Here is a 14876-nt window from a genome sequence, read left to right as displayed (position 1 = left end):
GCTTCGTACATGGCGTTTATCCTCGGATCGGGCAGCCCGCGGCGGCTGGACCTGCTGGCGCAGCTTGGCGTTCAGCCCGATGCGATCCGTCCGCCGGATATCGATGAAACGCCGCTGAATGGCGAACTGCCGACCCCCTATTGTAGCCGCATCACCCGGCAAAAAGTTCAGGCTGTTCAAGCTGATAGCGATGATATCACCTTATGTGCTGACACTACGGTCGCACTGGGTCGCCGCATTCTTGGCAAACCCGAAGACGCGGGACAAGCTGCTGAGTTTCTGCACGCCCTGTCCGGCCGACGCCATCGGGTGATCACTTCGGTCGCTGTGCGGCGCGGGGATAAAATCCTCCAGCGTGACGTGGTTTCTCAGGTAAAGATGAAACGTCTGTCTGACAGCGAAATCAATGCCTATCTTGCGACGGATGACTGGCAGGGCAAGGCCGGAGCCTATGCAATACAAGGCCCTGCCGGTGCATTCATCCCGTGGATTTCAGGCTCGTTCACCGGTATCGTCGGCCTGCCCTTATCCGAAACGGCTGCACTGCTGCAAGGCATCGGTTATCCCTTATATCGCGAGGTATCATGAAGGGTCGTACCATCATTCTGGATCATATTCAGGAACGCGAAGCTGCAGCTCTGATGGTGGATGGTATTCTCGACGATTTCCTGATCGCCACAGATGCCCCTGCGCCAGGTACGATCTACCGCGCCCGCGCCGATCGCCCGGTCAAAGGTCAGGGCGGCATGTTTCTCACCACACCCGACGGCCCGGCTTTTCTGAGGCAAGTCAAAGGGTTGGCACCCGGCGCTTTGCTACTGGTGCAGGTGACCGGATATGCCGAGCCCGGCAAAGCCATACCCGTCTCGAACCGTATTTTGTTCAAAAGCCGCTTTGCGATCGTGACACCTGACGCGCCCGGCCTGAACATCTCGCGCCGTATCCGTGATGAAGATATGCGCGACCAACTTCTCGAAATCGCGCATGAGCAAATGGGAGACAGCACGCACGGCCTGATCCTGCGCTCGTGCTGTCAGACGGCGGATGCAGATGAAATCGCTGAAGATATCTCTGCCATGTTGGCACTTGCCGAGCAGGTATTGGCTGATACGGGCAGTGAACCAGAATTGCTGAGCGAGGGCGATGGTCCGCATATCCTGGCCTGGCGTGATTGGACGGACCCGGCAGAGGTCGTGACCGCATCCGGCGGATTTGAGGACCACGGTGTCGTTGATGCGCTCGATACAGCAAAGGGGATTTCCGAAACGCTTCCCGGTGGAGGACACCTCTATATCCAACCGACCCGCGCGCTGGTTGCGGTGGATGTGAACACCGGCGCCGACACATCTCTCGCGGCGGGAACCAAAGCTAACTTCGCCTGCGCCAAAGCCCTGCCGCGCGCCCTGCGCGTGCGCGGGTTGGGGGGGCAGATCACTCTGGACCTTGCACCGATGCCCAAGAAAGACCGGAGGGGTTTCGAGTCGGCCTTGCGGTCGGCATTCAAGTCCGATCCTGACGAGACGATCCTGGCCGGTTGGACCCCGCTTGGCCATTTCGAACTACAGCGCAAACGTGGTCGTATCCCATTGACGGAGATCCTGAAATGAGCTGCCCGATCTGCGGAGAAGATACCCAGCAGGCCTTTCGACCATTCTGCTCCAAACGCTGCGCGGATATCGATCTGGCAAAATGGCTAAACGGTTCTTATGCGGTGCCATCGCAACGTGAAGAAGACGCCGAGACGACCTCGGAACCAACCGAAAGCCCCACGTCCCTCCCGCATTGAAAAAATGTCAAAAAGCCTCTGGACACCGCCTGTGGCAAGTCATAGAAGGCCTCCACCCAATGGCAAACGCCATTCCCGTGCCCGGGTAGCTCAGGGGTAGAGCAGTGGATTGAAAATCCTCGTGTCGGTGGTTCGATTCCGCCCCCGGGCACCACTTCCTCAGGTAAACTCTTGGTTTCACTCCAGCTTTTAACGTAGGTTGGAGCGGTAGACCATCTCAGAGACCATTTCGCCGAAGTACACCTTTGTGAAAGAAGGTGTTTTTTCTTCAGTCACCGCATCCACAAGGAGCTTTGCCGCTATTACTTTTCTTCTTGGATCGCATTTTCTTTGCGTGCTCACTCGGCAAACGTATAGGCGACGAGAACAAGAAGAGCAGTCGATCAACTGGATGAATATTGGTTTCATCTGAGGTCGCAGGATATGCAAGTGCCTGGAAAGCACATGTTACGACTCGGCGCAGCCAATTCTGCCGCAACGCCAGTTGTACTGAACGAGACTTCTGTTGCCTCTATACTGTTGTCAGAGGCAGTCGAGATATACCTTACACAGAGGGGCCAAGGACGCCCCGTAACATTTCACAAGGGTGCTGAGAGAGCGTGTGGTTATTCCTAGCTTCCTAGTCTGATGACCCTCTTCTTCAGCAACACAGTGATTACATTCGCTATGGCGTTGCAAATTCGATGCCAGTTGTACGGCGCTAACCGTTACATACCTGCACCTACAGCTCGCATTGACCGAGAGCCTCGGGTGAGCGGCGATAGCAAAACAAAGGTGATCGCGCCTTCCGGCTTAGCGGGCAGATTTTTGCGGGAATCGACAATAAATGTTACGATAGCTTTGTTGGCAGGATCGCCGCTGGGTCTCTCCGGCCATCGCGCTTCGTTATTCTTTTTTTATTACAACAAGTTCTTTTTTTGCCGTTCGGCCGGGCGATCCGGGGCCTCTGGGCCAGCGTTTCAGAATGCTTTTGAACGGAGGCAGACATGCCGGAAACAGTATTTGAACGCGCGCCAGACGGCGCAATCATTGGACTTCAGCATCATGGCGACCCTCTTCGAGGGCGTTCTAAAGGAACCAGTGCGCTGGATGTGGCGCAGGCTTATGCCGCCGAAGTGGCGGGGCTTTACCGGATAAAGCCCGATTTTCTTGACAGGCTCGGCGAGAGTGTTTCAGGCAAGTATAATCGCGAGGAGGGCAGCAAGCTGCGGCTGGAAGAAGCCAAGGCAGTACAGTCCTTTCTGGTCTACACATTTCGTCAGACACATCACGGCATCCCGGTCTGGGAGCGAGGTCTGACACTACGCATGGCCGGCCCAGACAATGTGGTCACCGGTTCGTCCTCAAGTGTTGCTGCCGATATCGAACTCAGCAACGCCCCTACTCCGCCTGCTGGCCGCGACAAACAAGCTGGCGCGATTCTGCGCGAAGCTGTGAAAGGGGCCAAGTTTACAAAATTTAAGGTTAATGACACCCGGGACTTTGTCTATCGCTACGACGCAGAACATCGCCTGCCACACAAAGAACCGGGCGAGATCGAAGGGGCCGAGTTAACCCCGCTGCCAGAGATCGGTCGTGTACCAAAGGGCATCAAGGACGGCGAATGGCGTTTCGTAAGCCTTGTGCATTTTGGCTGCAAAATTCCCGACTACGGAGAGCTGAACTGGCGAGCATTGGTCGATTGGGAGACCGGCGCGGTGCTTTACATCCGGCCATTGGTGGGGTGTGTTTCGGGTTACGTCTTCACAGACGACCCGATATCACTTTCAGGAGATTCAGAGCTTGATCCGACGGCCCCGGTTGCGCTTTTGGATGCGCAACGCGAACTGGTGGCGCTGGAACGGTTGATATTACCGGGCGGAGGCGCACCGGTGGAACTAAGCGGCGAATTGGTGGCGGTACGTGATCTCGATACACCGAACATCGCCCCACCGACTGAAAACGCCGGTGCCGCATCGATCTTTGATTATCCCGCCGACAGCGACGATTTCGCGGCGGTCTGTGCGTACTACAACCATGATTTCCTGTATCGCTTCGTCCAGTCTTTGGGCTTCGATCTGCCCAGCTATTTCGACGGGGTGACCTTCCCGGTGGATGTTGATCACCGCTGGTTCAATCCCATTGCAGGACCGGTGAATGCTCAGGCGCCAGGCAATGCCATAGGCAATGGTGTACTACGCTTTCGTTATGCGCTTGCGGCAAATGGGTCCACAGTCGGCATGGCCACAGACTCGCGCGTATCGGCGCATGAATTCGGGCACGCGGTGCTATGGGATCATCTCAATTGGCCCAATTTCGGCTTTTGTCATGGCTTTGGTGACGCGCTGGCGGCAATACTTTACGATCCTCAAGGTATTGCGCCGGATCGTTTCCGTACCTTCCCCTTCAGCAACCTAATCACCCGGCGATGGGATCGGTCGGTCGCCTCGGGTTGGGGCTGGGGTGGCACGATGGACGTGGGCGGATATCGGTCGACCGAGATCAATGCCACTACTTTGGGCCGAATCTATCGATCTCTCGGAGGTGATTCCACAGAACTGGACGACAGGCTGCATGCCAGCCGCTACACGATCTATCTGATCCTGCAGGCGGTGCCGCTTTTGGCCGGGATCGTGCCCAACACAGTCGAAGGTTTTTCCCGCGCCTTGCAGGAATCAGACGAGAACACTGCTCAATTCGACGGTGCAGCCGGAGGCTGGGCACACAAAGTGGTACGCTGGGGCTTTGAGAAACAGGCGCTCTACAACGGATCCCCGCCTGATGTTGACGTCTTCATTGATGACGGACGACAGGGTGAATACCCTTGGCACCAACCGGGCAACAATGCTCCCGGCATCTGGAATCGGCACCGCCCTGACGGCGGCACCGACCACGAGACTCCGCGCCGCTGCGTCGAGAATTATCTGTATGTCCGGATCGGCAATCGCGGCAACTCCCCAGCCCAATCAGTGACTTTGTCATTAGCCCGCGCGATGGAAGGCAAGGGCACCACATGGCCCGATGACTGGAATCCGCTGATCGTAGGCGAACCTATCGGCCAGTCAGTGCATTATGGCGACGAAGTGATCGTCGGCCCGATCCCATGGTGCCCCGAGGACCTGTGCGAGGAATACATTCTTGCCAGCGTGGATACGCCAGAAGACCGCAGCAATGTCGAGACGATTGCAGGCAGTCTGCCTGTCGATCGACTGGCGCTTGGTGACAACAACGTCGCCCTTCGCCGAATGGAGGTGAACCGCGACGAAGATGACACCCCTTGCTGCGAGGAGGAAGAAACGAAGATGACCTATCGTTACGCCGTCAAGTTCGTCTGCGGCTGTTCCAAGGGCCGCATTTTGTCCCAGGGCCGCTATCACACAGCAATCAACATCGGAAACGGCAGCGGCGATGCTGTGCGTTTTCGTAAACGGGTGTCGTCGGCCTTGCCAAACGAAAAACCGGGCAATGTCTCGGCCAGAACGAAGAACAAACTCGGTCCCTGGGAATCGATGGAGATCGATTGCGAAGATGTGGCACGACACCTGCGGGTGGCCGAATGCTGTTTCTTAAAAGGGTTTGTCTTTATCGACAGCGAAACACCGCTGGACGTGGTCGCGGTCTACACCGCCGCCCATGGTGAAGGCGAAGTGGAAACCATCGATGTCGAACCGGTCGTGCCTCGGCTGATCAAAAAGGTACCGCCCCCGCCACCGCCACCTCCGCCGCCGCCCCCACCCGAGGACAAGCCGGACCTAATCCCGGTGCAGCCCTTCCCGCCCGGCCCGCCGCCCTTCCCGGCTTGGTATTGTGAGGAGCCGCGCAAGTTGAGGATCATCGTGCGTAACATTGGTGCAGGGGCTGCCGGGCCTTCGACCACGCGGGTCGATTTCTTCCAGAGCGGCGTGGTGGTCGATCTGCCGACACCAGCACTGGGGCCAAACGGGGATGAGACCACGCTATCGCTCGAATTCCCGGACGAGGTCAAAGGTGGCGAGCAGATCCCCTTCAAGATCACCGTCAATGCCAATCCGGCCGATGGTGTGACGGAGACAGACACCACCAACAACAGCGACTCTTCCTCCTGCGGCCTGGCCAGCTAAAGCAAACTGGGGGTGGCCCGGGCCATTATCGGCCCGGGCTGCGCGATCTAGAGGTGCCGGTCGCTAGGCTGAATCATGATCGTGATTGCGCTCTACATTCAGGAGGGCAATTTGCTTCAACGACACCAAGGTGGGACCGCCCTGTCTGATCCCAAAGTCAGACCTCAAGCTGCGATTTAAGTATACTTTTCTACCGCTTCCCAAGGGGCGACAGGGTCGCCGCAGCCTAGTAACTATCACTTTTCCGTTGCGCATCTTTGATAAGAGCAGCAAGCCGATAGAAACCGTGGGCCATCTTGGTGTAGGGCGTTAGCAGGAAGAATGTCAGGACCGATCCAAGATGAATAGCAAGCAACGCGGGCATCAAAGCCGTTGATCCGAAAGCGTAAAGAGCAAGTCCGCTAAAACCGACGAATCCCAGCAACAGGATGAAACCGATATCGCCGCCCCATGCCGAAGCATCACCGAGATTGCGATCGGACCTTTGCTTGAGAATTGCCATGGCGCAGCAACCCACTGTCAACAACACACCGCCGGAGATTCCGAATAGTTTGGGCAAAGACCAGAACCCGTACGGCGCATGCATTCCAAAGCCATAATGCATAACCGTTGCAATCGAGGTCGACGCGAAGCAAAGCAGGAAGCCATACATGATCGCGTGGTGAATATGACGTCGCGCCTGACTGAACCGGTCTTCGTCTTCAAAATTACAGCCTTCACCATGACCTGCGGCAAGATCCTGCATTTTACCCGCTCGTTTGAAGGCGGCCAGCAGGTCCGCCATTTTGATGGGTTTTCCCCCCACCTCGGCCCAATAGCGCCTTAGGCTGATGGCAATGCTAAAGAGTGGCAGCAAGAATGCCGGAGCAAAAATCGCAACCATCGCATTATGCGACAGAACGGCATAAAACCCGTCCCCTCCGCTAGAACCTATCGCGCGAATTGCCCAGAACAACAGGGCAAATCCGACCACAAGTGCCAGCGCAATCGCCCCGCCCTGGGTGTGAAATCGGCGCGCCAGCGGCTGCGGCCATGCGAAGCTTTCCCAGCTGTCCCTCCGTACCTCGGCCAGAGCCTTCGGCAAATTCAGGTCGAACTCGTGCGGGGCTGTGTACTGGCAGGCGTAGTAGCAGCCGCGGCAGTTGTGGCACAGGTTGGCCAGTTGCGTGATGTCCCCATCCGAGAACGCGCGTTCCGCATGAAGCGACGGAAAGACCGAACAATAGCCCTCGCAATAGCGGCAGGCGTTGCAAATTTCAGCCTGACGGCGGGCTTCCTGTATCAATTCAGTTTGCATAAGCGGCGGCCTCACGTCCTGCGATGCGTCCAAAGACGGTTCCGATGGTCATGCCGAAACCGGCTAGATAGCCTTGCCCAAGGATCGAGCCCGCCATGGTTTCGCCAGCCGCCCACATGTTTTTGATCTTGCCGTCGGCGCTCGAACATTGCGCGGCATCGTCGACTTTGAGGCCCAAATAGGTGAAGGTTACGCCCGTACGCAGCGAATAACCGTAAAATGGCGGCTCGGTGATCGGACGCGCCCAGTTGGTCTTGGGCGGGTTCAAGCCAGATGTTGAAACGCCGTCCAGCTCTGTCGGATGAAAGGCGCTTGTATCTCCGCAGGCGGCGTTGAATTCAGCGATTGTTGCGGTCAACTTTCCGGCAGGCAGGCCCATCATCCCGGCCAGTTCTTCCAACGTATCTGCCTTCAGCGGTGGAAACACCGACGGCATGAACAGATTCAACGAATTGGCGTCGATGATCACATAGCCAACTTGATCTGGTTGGGCTGCCACCAAGCGCCCCCAGATTGCATAGCGCTTGGGCCAGACATCCTCGCCCTCATCGTAGAAGCGCTCGGCATCCTTGTTCACGACGATCGAAAACGGCACGCAATCCAGACGGGTGACAATACCACCGTCAAATTTCGGTGCACGCCCATCAATAGCAACGGCGTGGCATTGGGTCGGGTCGCCAACACTCTCGACGCCTTGGTCCAGAAGATCAGCCAGGACCACGCCTCGGTTATGAGGAGTGCCTCGGATCAGAAAGTTTTTTGCAGGCTCACCCCATGCACGGGTCAGCCAATCCGTATCGGCCTGAAACCCGCCCGAGGCGACGATGACTGCCTTTGGCATTATCCGGTGGTTTTGACCTTCATAGGTATAGTCGACCCATTCGATCCGATCCCCGTTCAGCTCCAAATGCGTGACGGCGGCTTCATACAAAACATCGATACCCAAACCCGCCGCAGTTCGGTAATAAGCATTCACCAGAGACTTCCCGCCTCCCATAAAAAAGGCATTTGTCCGCGCCAAAGAAAGTGTTCCGGAAAGAGAGGGTTGAAACCTGACACCGTGCTCTTCCATCCATGGCAGGCATTCCTCGGAAGTGCGGATCGCGAGGCGGGCCAGATGCTCGTCAGTTTTGCCGCCGGTGACCTTCATCAAGTCCGCGAGATATTCGTCTTCGCTATACTCTTCGATCAACGGGCCCAAAGGGCCACCATGCATGCAGCGAAAATTGCGCGTATGGCGCGAGTTTCCTCCGCGATAGGGTTTTGGTGCGGTTTCCAGTATCAGAACGCGGGCACCGGCTTCCGCGGCGGTCATCGCGGCGCACAAAGCAGCGTTCCCGCCACCGATCACAGCGATATCGTAAGCTTCCTTTTGGGTGGCCATATCCTGTCTACCTAGTGATTTTCGTCGGTTGTCCGATCGCGTTCCTGCAACGCCCGGATACGCATTCGTTGTGCGGCCTGAATATGCCCGCGCATTTCTGTCTCGGCCGCCGCGCCATCACGTGCCTTCAGCGCGGCCATGATACGCCGATGTTCAGCGACTGCCGCTTCGGCCCGATCTCCGTCCAACAATTGCGACGGCCCAAGGATCAGCAGCGCCTTCTGCAAGGACAACATGGATTTCGCGAGAAATCGGTTCTTGGCTGCATCCAAAAGTGTGGCATGAAATATCCGGTTGATCCGAGCCGCGTCTGGACCTGTGCCAGCCTCTGCCAAACGATCATTCAAAACATCCAATTCGTCCAATTCGACATCCGACGCCGCACGCGCTGCTAGACGGGCCGCAGTGCCCTCGAGCACTGCGCGCATCTCATAGAGTTCCATCACCTCGGCGTAATCCAGACTGCGGACGGTCGCTCCCTGCCGCGGTACATGCGTGACCAGGCCGTCGGTCTCCAGCTGCCGGATCGCCTCGCGCACCGGTGTTCGGCTGACACCCAACCGTTCAGACAGCTCAATCTCGCGCAGGCGCTCGCCGGGCAGAAGGGTGCCCTCGCGAATCTCATCCAACAGGCGTTGATACGCCGAATTGCCTTGCGGGCCAGGCTGTACGGGGTCGTCCTGAATGGTCATCGCGAGCTCACTTGTCTTCTTGCGTCCATTTGTATACATTTGGATACATAGTGAGTCAATATTGTCGGAAGCTGCACTTTGCCCACCCAGAACAAAACACCTTCTCTCCTAGCGAAGCGGGCCCTAACACTGGGCTTGGCACTTCTTGGCACAGGGCTATTCTGGGCGTTGGATCTGCCATTGCCTTTTCTGTTCGGCCCGATGAGCGCGTGTCTGATCGCGGCTCTGGCTCATGCTCCAATGGAAGGCTTTGGTCAGGTCTCGATTGCGGCGCGCACCATACTCGGCGTGGCTGTAGGGGCTTCGATTACCCCAGCCCTATTTGCAGAACTGCCGAAGATGGCAGCTTCGATTGCACTGATCCCGTTCTTTATCCTGCTGATCGCGCTGGTCGGAGTGCCATTCTTCCGCAAGGTCTGGGGCTTTGATACCACGACCGCGTTTTACGCGGCCATGCCCGGCGGATTGCAGGATATGATCATCTTCGGGGCCGAGGCTGGCGCTAACCCGCGAACGCTGTCCCTGATCCACGGAACCCGCGTTCTGATTATTGTAACGCTGGCCCCTCTGTTTCTTACGGTGTTTTACGACGCCCAACTCACCAACCCAATCGGAGAGCCCGCGCGCAACCTGCCGATACATGAATTGGCGCTGATGGTTCTTGCTGCCTTTGTCGGCTGGAAAGGCGGTGAGCGGATCGGCTTGTTCGGAGCGTCGATTCTAGGGCCAATGATCCTGACGGCTGCGTTGTCACTGGGCGACTTCATTCACACCCGACCGCCTCGCGAGGCCATCCTTGCGGCTCAGTTCTTTATCGGCTGCGGAATCGGCGTGAAATTCGTAGGTGTCACATGGGTCGAACTACGCCGTGTGGTAGCGGCGGGCTTCGCCTATGTCATTGTCCTCGCCGTTCTGGCAGCCGCTTTCACCGCCGTTGTCACCACCTTGGGGCTGGGCCAACCGGTCGAGGCATTTTTGGCCTTTGCCCCCGGCGGGCAGGCAGAAATGACAGTTCTGGCCATCGTCTCAGGCGCGGATCTGGGCTTTGTGATCACGCATCATCTGACAAGGATCGTGTTGGTAATCATCGGTGCGCCGATAGCGGCCAACCTTATCCTGCGCTGGTCCAAACCTCGGGGTTGATCATGTGAACCGGAGCGCCTGCAGCGTAGGCGTTCACTTGATCGAAAATGTCCGAAAATTGCAGATCGAACTCATCCTCGGTCACAAAGCCGATATGCGGCGTCGCAATCAGATTTGGATGCGAAAGCAAGGGGTCTTTCGGATCATTGAGGGGTTCGGAATCGAAGACATCGATTGCGGCCTTCCCGGGATGGCCGGCATTCAGCGCCCCAAGCAATGCCCCTTTTGCAATAAGGCCAGCACGGGATGTATTCACAAACAGTGATCCCGGCTTCATGTGTGCGAAGTCCGACGCAGTAATGATGCCGTTTGTGCCTGGCTTCAGGCGAACATGGATCGAGACAACATCGCTGTTAGCAAAGAAAGCTTCGCGGTTCGCGGCGACCTGAACACCATCTGCCTGCGCCCGAACCCGGCCTTCATCTGAGGACCACCAGACTACATTCATTCCAAATGCCTCGGCGTAGCCCGCGACAGCGCGTGCGATACGGCCATAGCCGTACAGTCCCAGCTGCCGCCCTCTCAGCGTCTTGCCAACTCCGGCCTGCCACCGCCCCGCTTTGACCGAGGCCATCTGCGCCGGTAAATCGCGCATCCCAGCCATGATCAGCGCCCAAGTGAGTTCGGCTGCAGCATATGAAGGCGTTCCACCATGCATGTTTGAACACAGCAGAACACCATTGTCCGAACATGCCTGCACATCAACGTGCGGATACACGCTGCGCTGACTTATCAATCTCAGGTTCGGCAGCTTTTCGATCAAGTCGCGGGTTACCTTGGTGCGTTCGCGAAACAAAACCAACGCCTCGGCCTCCTGCAACCGTGCCGCCAATTCATCGGTATCCTCGACATGATCTGTCCAGATCTTCACTTCGTGGTCAGATAGCTTTCCAAAACAAGGCAAGCCCTGCAGTGTATCAAACCAATCATCCAGAATGTGAACCTTCATCGACTTTCCACACCCTGCCCGGTGTTCAGTTTTCTTGGCGTCGGCACAAAATGCAGCGTATCGAGTGCTGCAAGCGCATTGCGGACCCGCTCGCTTTGATCCAGCAAATGGTTGAACTGCTCATCGCACCCGGCGATCGGTGTCGGGTATTCCGCAATGTCCCGCCGCAGGACTGACTGCGCCAGCCTTAGTTCCTGACGCGCAATATCGAGGCATTCAGAATAATTGTTCATCGTGGCACCTTCATATTGTATACCTTAGTATACATAAAGGAGATCCCAGTTTCAACTGCCGCTCCACACAGATCCGGGTATGTAAACATGCCCATCTGCAAGCTTTCGCGCAGTCCGAACCAGACCAGCAGAGTTTACGTTGAAGTCCCCGTCATTCGAGAAGTCCACCAGCACATCAATCTTCCCAGAAGCGTGTTCCAGCACAACTTCAGCCGGGCTTGCCTTAGGTCGGTCCAACAACCCATCAGCGACGGTTCCGGGCGTCAAAGCACAAGACGCCATGCACTGCGCACCCGTAACGGCCATTGTCGGGTGAGTTTTCCATGGCATGAAATACCGGACTGCAAGGGTTCCGCCCTCTTTGGCTGGTGCCAACAGCCCGAATTTGGGGGTTACCGATTTCGATACATCCCCCATACCCATCAGTTCCCCGGCTTCGATCCGAACTGCCTCCATCCGGGCAAAGAAAGAGCGGTTGGCGTCCAGTTCTTCCGCGCTTTCATACCCAGTTAGTCCAAAATCGGTGGCGCGGGCCATAGCCATAGGCATCGCGACATCCATACAGGTCAGTTCGACCCCTTGCACCGTATCGCGCAGATTTCCGGTGGGCAGAAATGCACCCGTTGCCGAACCCACAACTCCCATAAAACTCAGTTGTACCGGTGCAGATTGCCCGGGAACTCCGGCAATCTCGGCATCGCCCTCATAGGCCAGTTCACCACCCGGGGTCTGCACTTTGGCAACCACTCGCGCACCCGTATTAACTGCGCGTATCCGGACCACGGTCTCATCGCCTTGAGGCTGAAACAAACCCATTTCAATTGCGGCCGGAGCGACGCCGGAAAGAATGTTTCCACAAGTTGGCTTGAAGTCGACCAGCTTTTCCTCAACCGAAACCTGCGCGAAGAAATAATCGATATCGGCCCATTCATCATCGCTGACAGATAACATGGCTACCTTGGTCGTCACAGCAGTACCGCCACCGATTCCGTCAATGTTAAACGCCTGCCCAGCCCCTAGGGCAGCGACCAGCACATCAGCCAACGTGTCCATATCCACGGGCAGGTCAGAGCGACGAAAATAGGGCCCCCGCGAAGTGCCGCCACGCATAAAAATATACGGGATTGCTGTCTGGGTCATCTCGAACCCCTCCTCTACAAACCGTCAAAAACTGTTGTGTTTTCAGCTTTGTCCGACCTGTCTGCTTCGCAGGCCGGACCTCAGTGGAGCATTCATTTCAGTGGCCATGGCAGGCTCACCATGTCTTGCAACAGTCCCGGTGGGAAATCCCGGTTCAGAGCGCCTGCCATGATGCACATGAAACCGATGCCGCAGGCTGTCAGGATCAGCGTCATCTGCCAGCTTGAACCGGCTCGAATGCGGAAGAAGGCAATCAGAAACCCGATCAGGGCTAGGATGAAACCAACAACCCACGTTGCCGCGATAAGACCTGCAAACCACGCCAACGTCGACCAAAGCCCATGCGGTGCGCTCGCATCTTCACCGGCAATTTCCTTATCGGCAAAGATTGCATCACCCTCGGGTCTCCGCATCATCTGGATCAGCAGGATCACGCAGCAGAACAAGGACACACCGCCGATCACCAACGGGATGATCTTGTCGGTCATGTTGTAGTCTGGGATCATGTTGGCGTTGATCAATGCCGCGATTAGGTAGGCCATGATCACCAGCAGGAAGATCAACGGCGCGCGCTTGCTGCCAGACTGGACTTCACCTTCGGCCATGATCATCTTAGCCTGCCGAATTCCTAAAATGACCGAAGCCACAGTGACCAAGATCAGAACAATCACGATCGGGCTGAAGACATACTCCATGCCCTCACCAAAGCTTTTGCGGAACCGGAATGAGGCAATCTGGAACGCCTGATTGGTAAACTTCTCAACCGGGTTCGACAGCACGAACCCAATAAGAAAGGCCGGACGCGACCAATCGAACCGGCGCAGGAAGATCCCAATCAGGCCGATCACGAACAGCGCCAGAAGGTCTTCGAAGTTCTGACCGGACTGGAAGGCTGCAAAGCTGATCAGCATAAACAGGAAAGGTGCCAGATAGGTGAAGCGGATCGTTGTCAGCTTGGCGATGCCTCCGGAAGCCGCGATGCACAGGATGGTGCCCACGACGTTAGCAAGCGCCAAAAGCCAAACGATCGAATAGGTGATGTCGAGATTGTCCTTGAGCATGCTTGGACCGACCTCGATGTCGCCAGACCCCAACAGAGCCACTGCGCCGATGAAGATCGCCATCGAGCCCGAGCCGGGAATGCCGAACAGTAGCGTAGGCACCAGCCCGCCGCCTTCCTTGGCGTTGTTTGAGCTTTCCGGCCCGATGACGCCACGCACTTCGCCCTTGCCGAAGTTGCTTTTATCTTTGGTCGATTGAACCGAATGGCCGTAAGCGATCCAGTCGACGACCGAACCGCCTAGGCCGGGAATGACGCCAACGACCACCCCGATGATCGAGCAGCGAACAGACAGCCAGATATTCGCGGCCCAGTCTTTGACGCCGTCCAGCCAACCCGCCCCCAGCGAAGCCCCTTTGGCAATCGATCGATCCTGCCGCAGCAGCGAGACGATTTCGGGAACGGCAAAGATGCCCAATCCAACGATGACCAGCTTCAAACCATCTGTCAGATACGGAATGTCATAGGTTGCCATACGGAGCGAACCGCCAGCGTCCGCCTCACCAATTGTGCCAACCATCAACCCAAGCCCAGCAGCTGCGACGCCCTTTAAGGGGATGCGCCCAGCCAGAATGGCAACCATGGAAAGGCCGAGGATGGTGATCATCAACATCTCTGGTAGACCAAACGCCAGAACGATGGGCCGCGCGACCAGAATGAACATTGTTAGGAAGGTTGCGCCGACCAAACCGCCAAACAGCGATGAAGCGAACGCGGCAGATAGTGCCCGCGCAGCCTCACCCTTCTTCGCCATTGGGAAGCCGTCCAGGACAGTTGCCTGAGAGGCGGAACTGCCGGGGATCCCCATAAGAACAGAAGCAAAGGTGTCAGAGGTCGGAACAACGGCGACCATCCCGATCATCAGCGCCAAACCAAGGATTGGGTCCATCCCGAACATGAAAGGCAGCAACAGGGACAAACCGGCAATACCGCCAAGTCCCGGGAAAACACCTACGGCCAGTCCCATAACGACACCGAGAACAAGATATCCCAGTACGATAGGTTGCAGGATCAAACCCCACGCATCATTGAGCGCAGGAAGAGCGGTGGCGAAAACCTCCATAGCGGCCGCCTTTCATATACTGTCTTGTGTTTAAAAAAGCGCGCACCCGA

At 56.9% G+C, this 14876-nt stretch carries 12 protein-coding genes and 1 tRNA gene; 6 read left to right on the top strand and 7 right to left on the bottom strand.

All coding sequences use genetic code 11. The features are described from left to right. Positions 1-9 precede the first annotated feature (9 nt). The 5 genes from ACR0AU_RS14150 (at position 10) to ACR0AU_RS14130 (ending at position 5865) form a co-directional block, all read left to right on the top strand. On the top strand, positions 10-588 hold the full coding sequence (locus ACR0AU_RS14150) for a Maf family protein (protein ID WP_480795821.1): 579 nt from the start codon (positions 10-12) through the stop codon (positions 586-588). Then, positions 585-1607, top strand: coding sequence for a ribonuclease E/G (locus tag ACR0AU_RS14145; RefSeq protein ID WP_170733707.1), 1023 nt, complete (start codon positions 585-587; stop codon positions 1605-1607). Before ACR0AU_RS14150 ends, ACR0AU_RS14145 begins: the two co-directional genes overlap by 4 nt. Then, positions 1604-1786 (top strand): DNA gyrase inhibitor YacG, encoded by a 183-nt coding sequence (locus tag ACR0AU_RS14140; RefSeq protein ID WP_170402469.1) that lies wholly within the window; start codon positions 1604-1606, stop codon positions 1784-1786. The genes ACR0AU_RS14145 and ACR0AU_RS14140 overlap by 4 nt, the downstream gene beginning before the upstream one ends. Before the next feature lie 79 nt (positions 1787-1865). Then, positions 1866-1940: transfer RNA gene (locus ACR0AU_RS14135), tRNA-Phe, on the top strand. Between the two features lie 832 nt (positions 1941-2772). Next, complete coding sequence (locus tag ACR0AU_RS14130; RefSeq protein WP_480439360.1) at positions 2773-5865, top strand: hypothetical protein; 3093 nt, start codon at positions 2773-2775, stop codon at positions 5863-5865. 226 nt (positions 5866-6091) lie between these two features. Here ACR0AU_RS14130 and tcuB read toward each other — a convergent pair whose 3' ends face one another. Genes tcuB through ACR0AU_RS14115 form a run of 3 tightly spaced genes read right to left on the bottom strand, consistent with a single transcriptional unit; the run spans position 6092 to position 9238 of the window. Next, positions 6092-7162 carry a tricarballylate utilization 4Fe-4S protein TcuB gene (gene tcuB / locus ACR0AU_RS14125; protein WP_170733702.1) on the bottom strand — a complete coding sequence of 357 codons (1071 nt, stop codon included), beginning with the start codon at positions 7160-7162 and terminating at the stop codon, positions 6092-6094. After that, positions 7152-8546, bottom strand: coding sequence for an FAD-dependent tricarballylate dehydrogenase TcuA (gene tcuA, locus ACR0AU_RS14120; RefSeq protein ID WP_480795820.1), 1395 nt, complete (start codon positions 8544-8546; stop codon positions 7152-7154). The genes tcuB and tcuA overlap by 11 nt, the downstream gene beginning before the upstream one ends. A gap of 11 nt (positions 8547-8557) precedes the next feature. Then, positions 8558-9238: a GntR family transcriptional regulator gene (locus ACR0AU_RS14115; protein WP_170597540.1), complete on the bottom strand. Its 681-nt coding sequence runs from the start codon at positions 9236-9238 to the stop codon at positions 8558-8560. A 78-nt stretch (positions 9239-9316) separates the two neighbouring features. On the opposite strand from ACR0AU_RS14115, the gene ACR0AU_RS14110 reads away from it, so the two are divergent. Continuing rightward, entirely contained in the window at positions 9317-10381 is a 1065-nt protein-coding gene (locus tag ACR0AU_RS14110) for an AbrB family transcriptional regulator (protein WP_170424977.1), read from the top strand. Here ACR0AU_RS14110 and ACR0AU_RS14105 read toward each other — a convergent pair. The 4 genes from ACR0AU_RS14105 to ACR0AU_RS14090 all read right to left on the bottom strand — a co-directional run bounded on the left by ACR0AU_RS14105 (position 10350) and on the right by ACR0AU_RS14090 (position 14826). Next, positions 10350-11330 (bottom strand): D-2-hydroxyacid dehydrogenase family protein, encoded by a 981-nt coding sequence (locus tag ACR0AU_RS14105; RefSeq protein ID WP_170392732.1) that lies wholly within the window; start codon positions 11328-11330, stop codon positions 10350-10352. The two genes, ACR0AU_RS14110 and ACR0AU_RS14105, sit on opposite strands and share 32 nt — an antisense overlap. Beyond that, positions 11327-11563, bottom strand: a complete 237-nt coding sequence (locus tag ACR0AU_RS14100; RefSeq protein WP_170391780.1) for a hypothetical protein — start codon at positions 11561-11563, stop codon at positions 11327-11329. Before ACR0AU_RS14100 ends, ACR0AU_RS14105 begins: the two co-directional genes overlap by 4 nt. Before the next feature lie 51 nt (positions 11564-11614). Continuing rightward, a complete protein-coding gene (locus tag ACR0AU_RS14095; protein WP_170597544.1) occupies positions 11615-12703 on the bottom strand; it encodes a 4-oxalomesaconate tautomerase in 1089 nt (362 codons plus the stop codon). A gap of 92 nt (positions 12704-12795) precedes the next feature. After that, the gene (locus ACR0AU_RS14090; RefSeq protein WP_170513284.1) at positions 12796-14826 is read right to left on the bottom strand and encodes a tripartite tricarboxylate transporter permease; all 2031 of its coding nucleotides are present in this window, start codon (positions 14824-14826) and stop codon (positions 12796-12798) included. Positions 14827-14876 lie beyond the last annotated feature (50 nt).

Source organism: Ruegeria sp. CG1, assembly GCF_056537265.1.
The sequence above is the reverse complement of the archived record's forward strand: the minus strand, read 5'-3'. Positions and strand labels throughout refer to the sequence as shown.

Excerpts from the sequence above, each read along its gene's own strand:
- ACR0AU_RS14150 (WP_480795821.1), top strand. The coding sequence starts at position 10 with ATGGCGTTTATCCTCGGATCGGGCAGCCCGCGGCGGCTGGACCTGCTG.
- ACR0AU_RS14145 (WP_170733707.1), top strand. The coding sequence starts at position 585 with ATGAAGGGTCGTACCATCATTCTGGATCATATTCAGGAACGCGAAGCT.
- ACR0AU_RS14140 (WP_170402469.1), top strand. The coding sequence starts at position 1,604 with ATGAGCTGCCCGATCTGCGGAGAAGATACCCAGCAGGCCTTTCGACCA.
- ACR0AU_RS14130 (WP_480439360.1), top strand. The coding sequence starts at position 2,773 with ATGCCGGAAACAGTATTTGAACGCGCGCCAGACGGCGCAATCATTGGA.
- tcuB (WP_170733702.1), bottom strand. The coding sequence starts at position 7,162 with ATGCAAACTGAATTGATACAGGAAGCCCGCCGTCAGGCTGAAATTTGC.
- tcuA (WP_480795820.1), bottom strand. The coding sequence starts at position 8,546 with ATGGCCACCCAAAAGGAAGCTTACGATATCGCTGTGATCGGTGGCGGG.
- ACR0AU_RS14115 (WP_170597540.1), bottom strand. The coding sequence starts at position 9,238 with ATGACCATTCAGGACGACCCCGTACAGCCTGGCCCGCAAGGCAATTCG.
- ACR0AU_RS14105 (WP_170392732.1), bottom strand. The coding sequence starts at position 11,330 with ATGAAGGTTCACATTCTGGATGATTGGTTTGATACACTGCAGGGCTTG.
- ACR0AU_RS14100 (WP_170391780.1), bottom strand. The coding sequence starts at position 11,563 with ATGAACAATTATTCTGAATGCCTCGATATTGCGCGTCAGGAACTAAGG.
- ACR0AU_RS14095 (WP_170597544.1), bottom strand. The coding sequence starts at position 12,703 with ATGACCCAGACAGCAATCCCGTATATTTTTATGCGTGGCGGCACTTCG.
- ACR0AU_RS14090 (WP_170513284.1), bottom strand. The coding sequence starts at position 14,826 with ATGGAGGTTTTCGCCACCGCTCTTCCTGCGCTCAATGATGCGTGGGGT.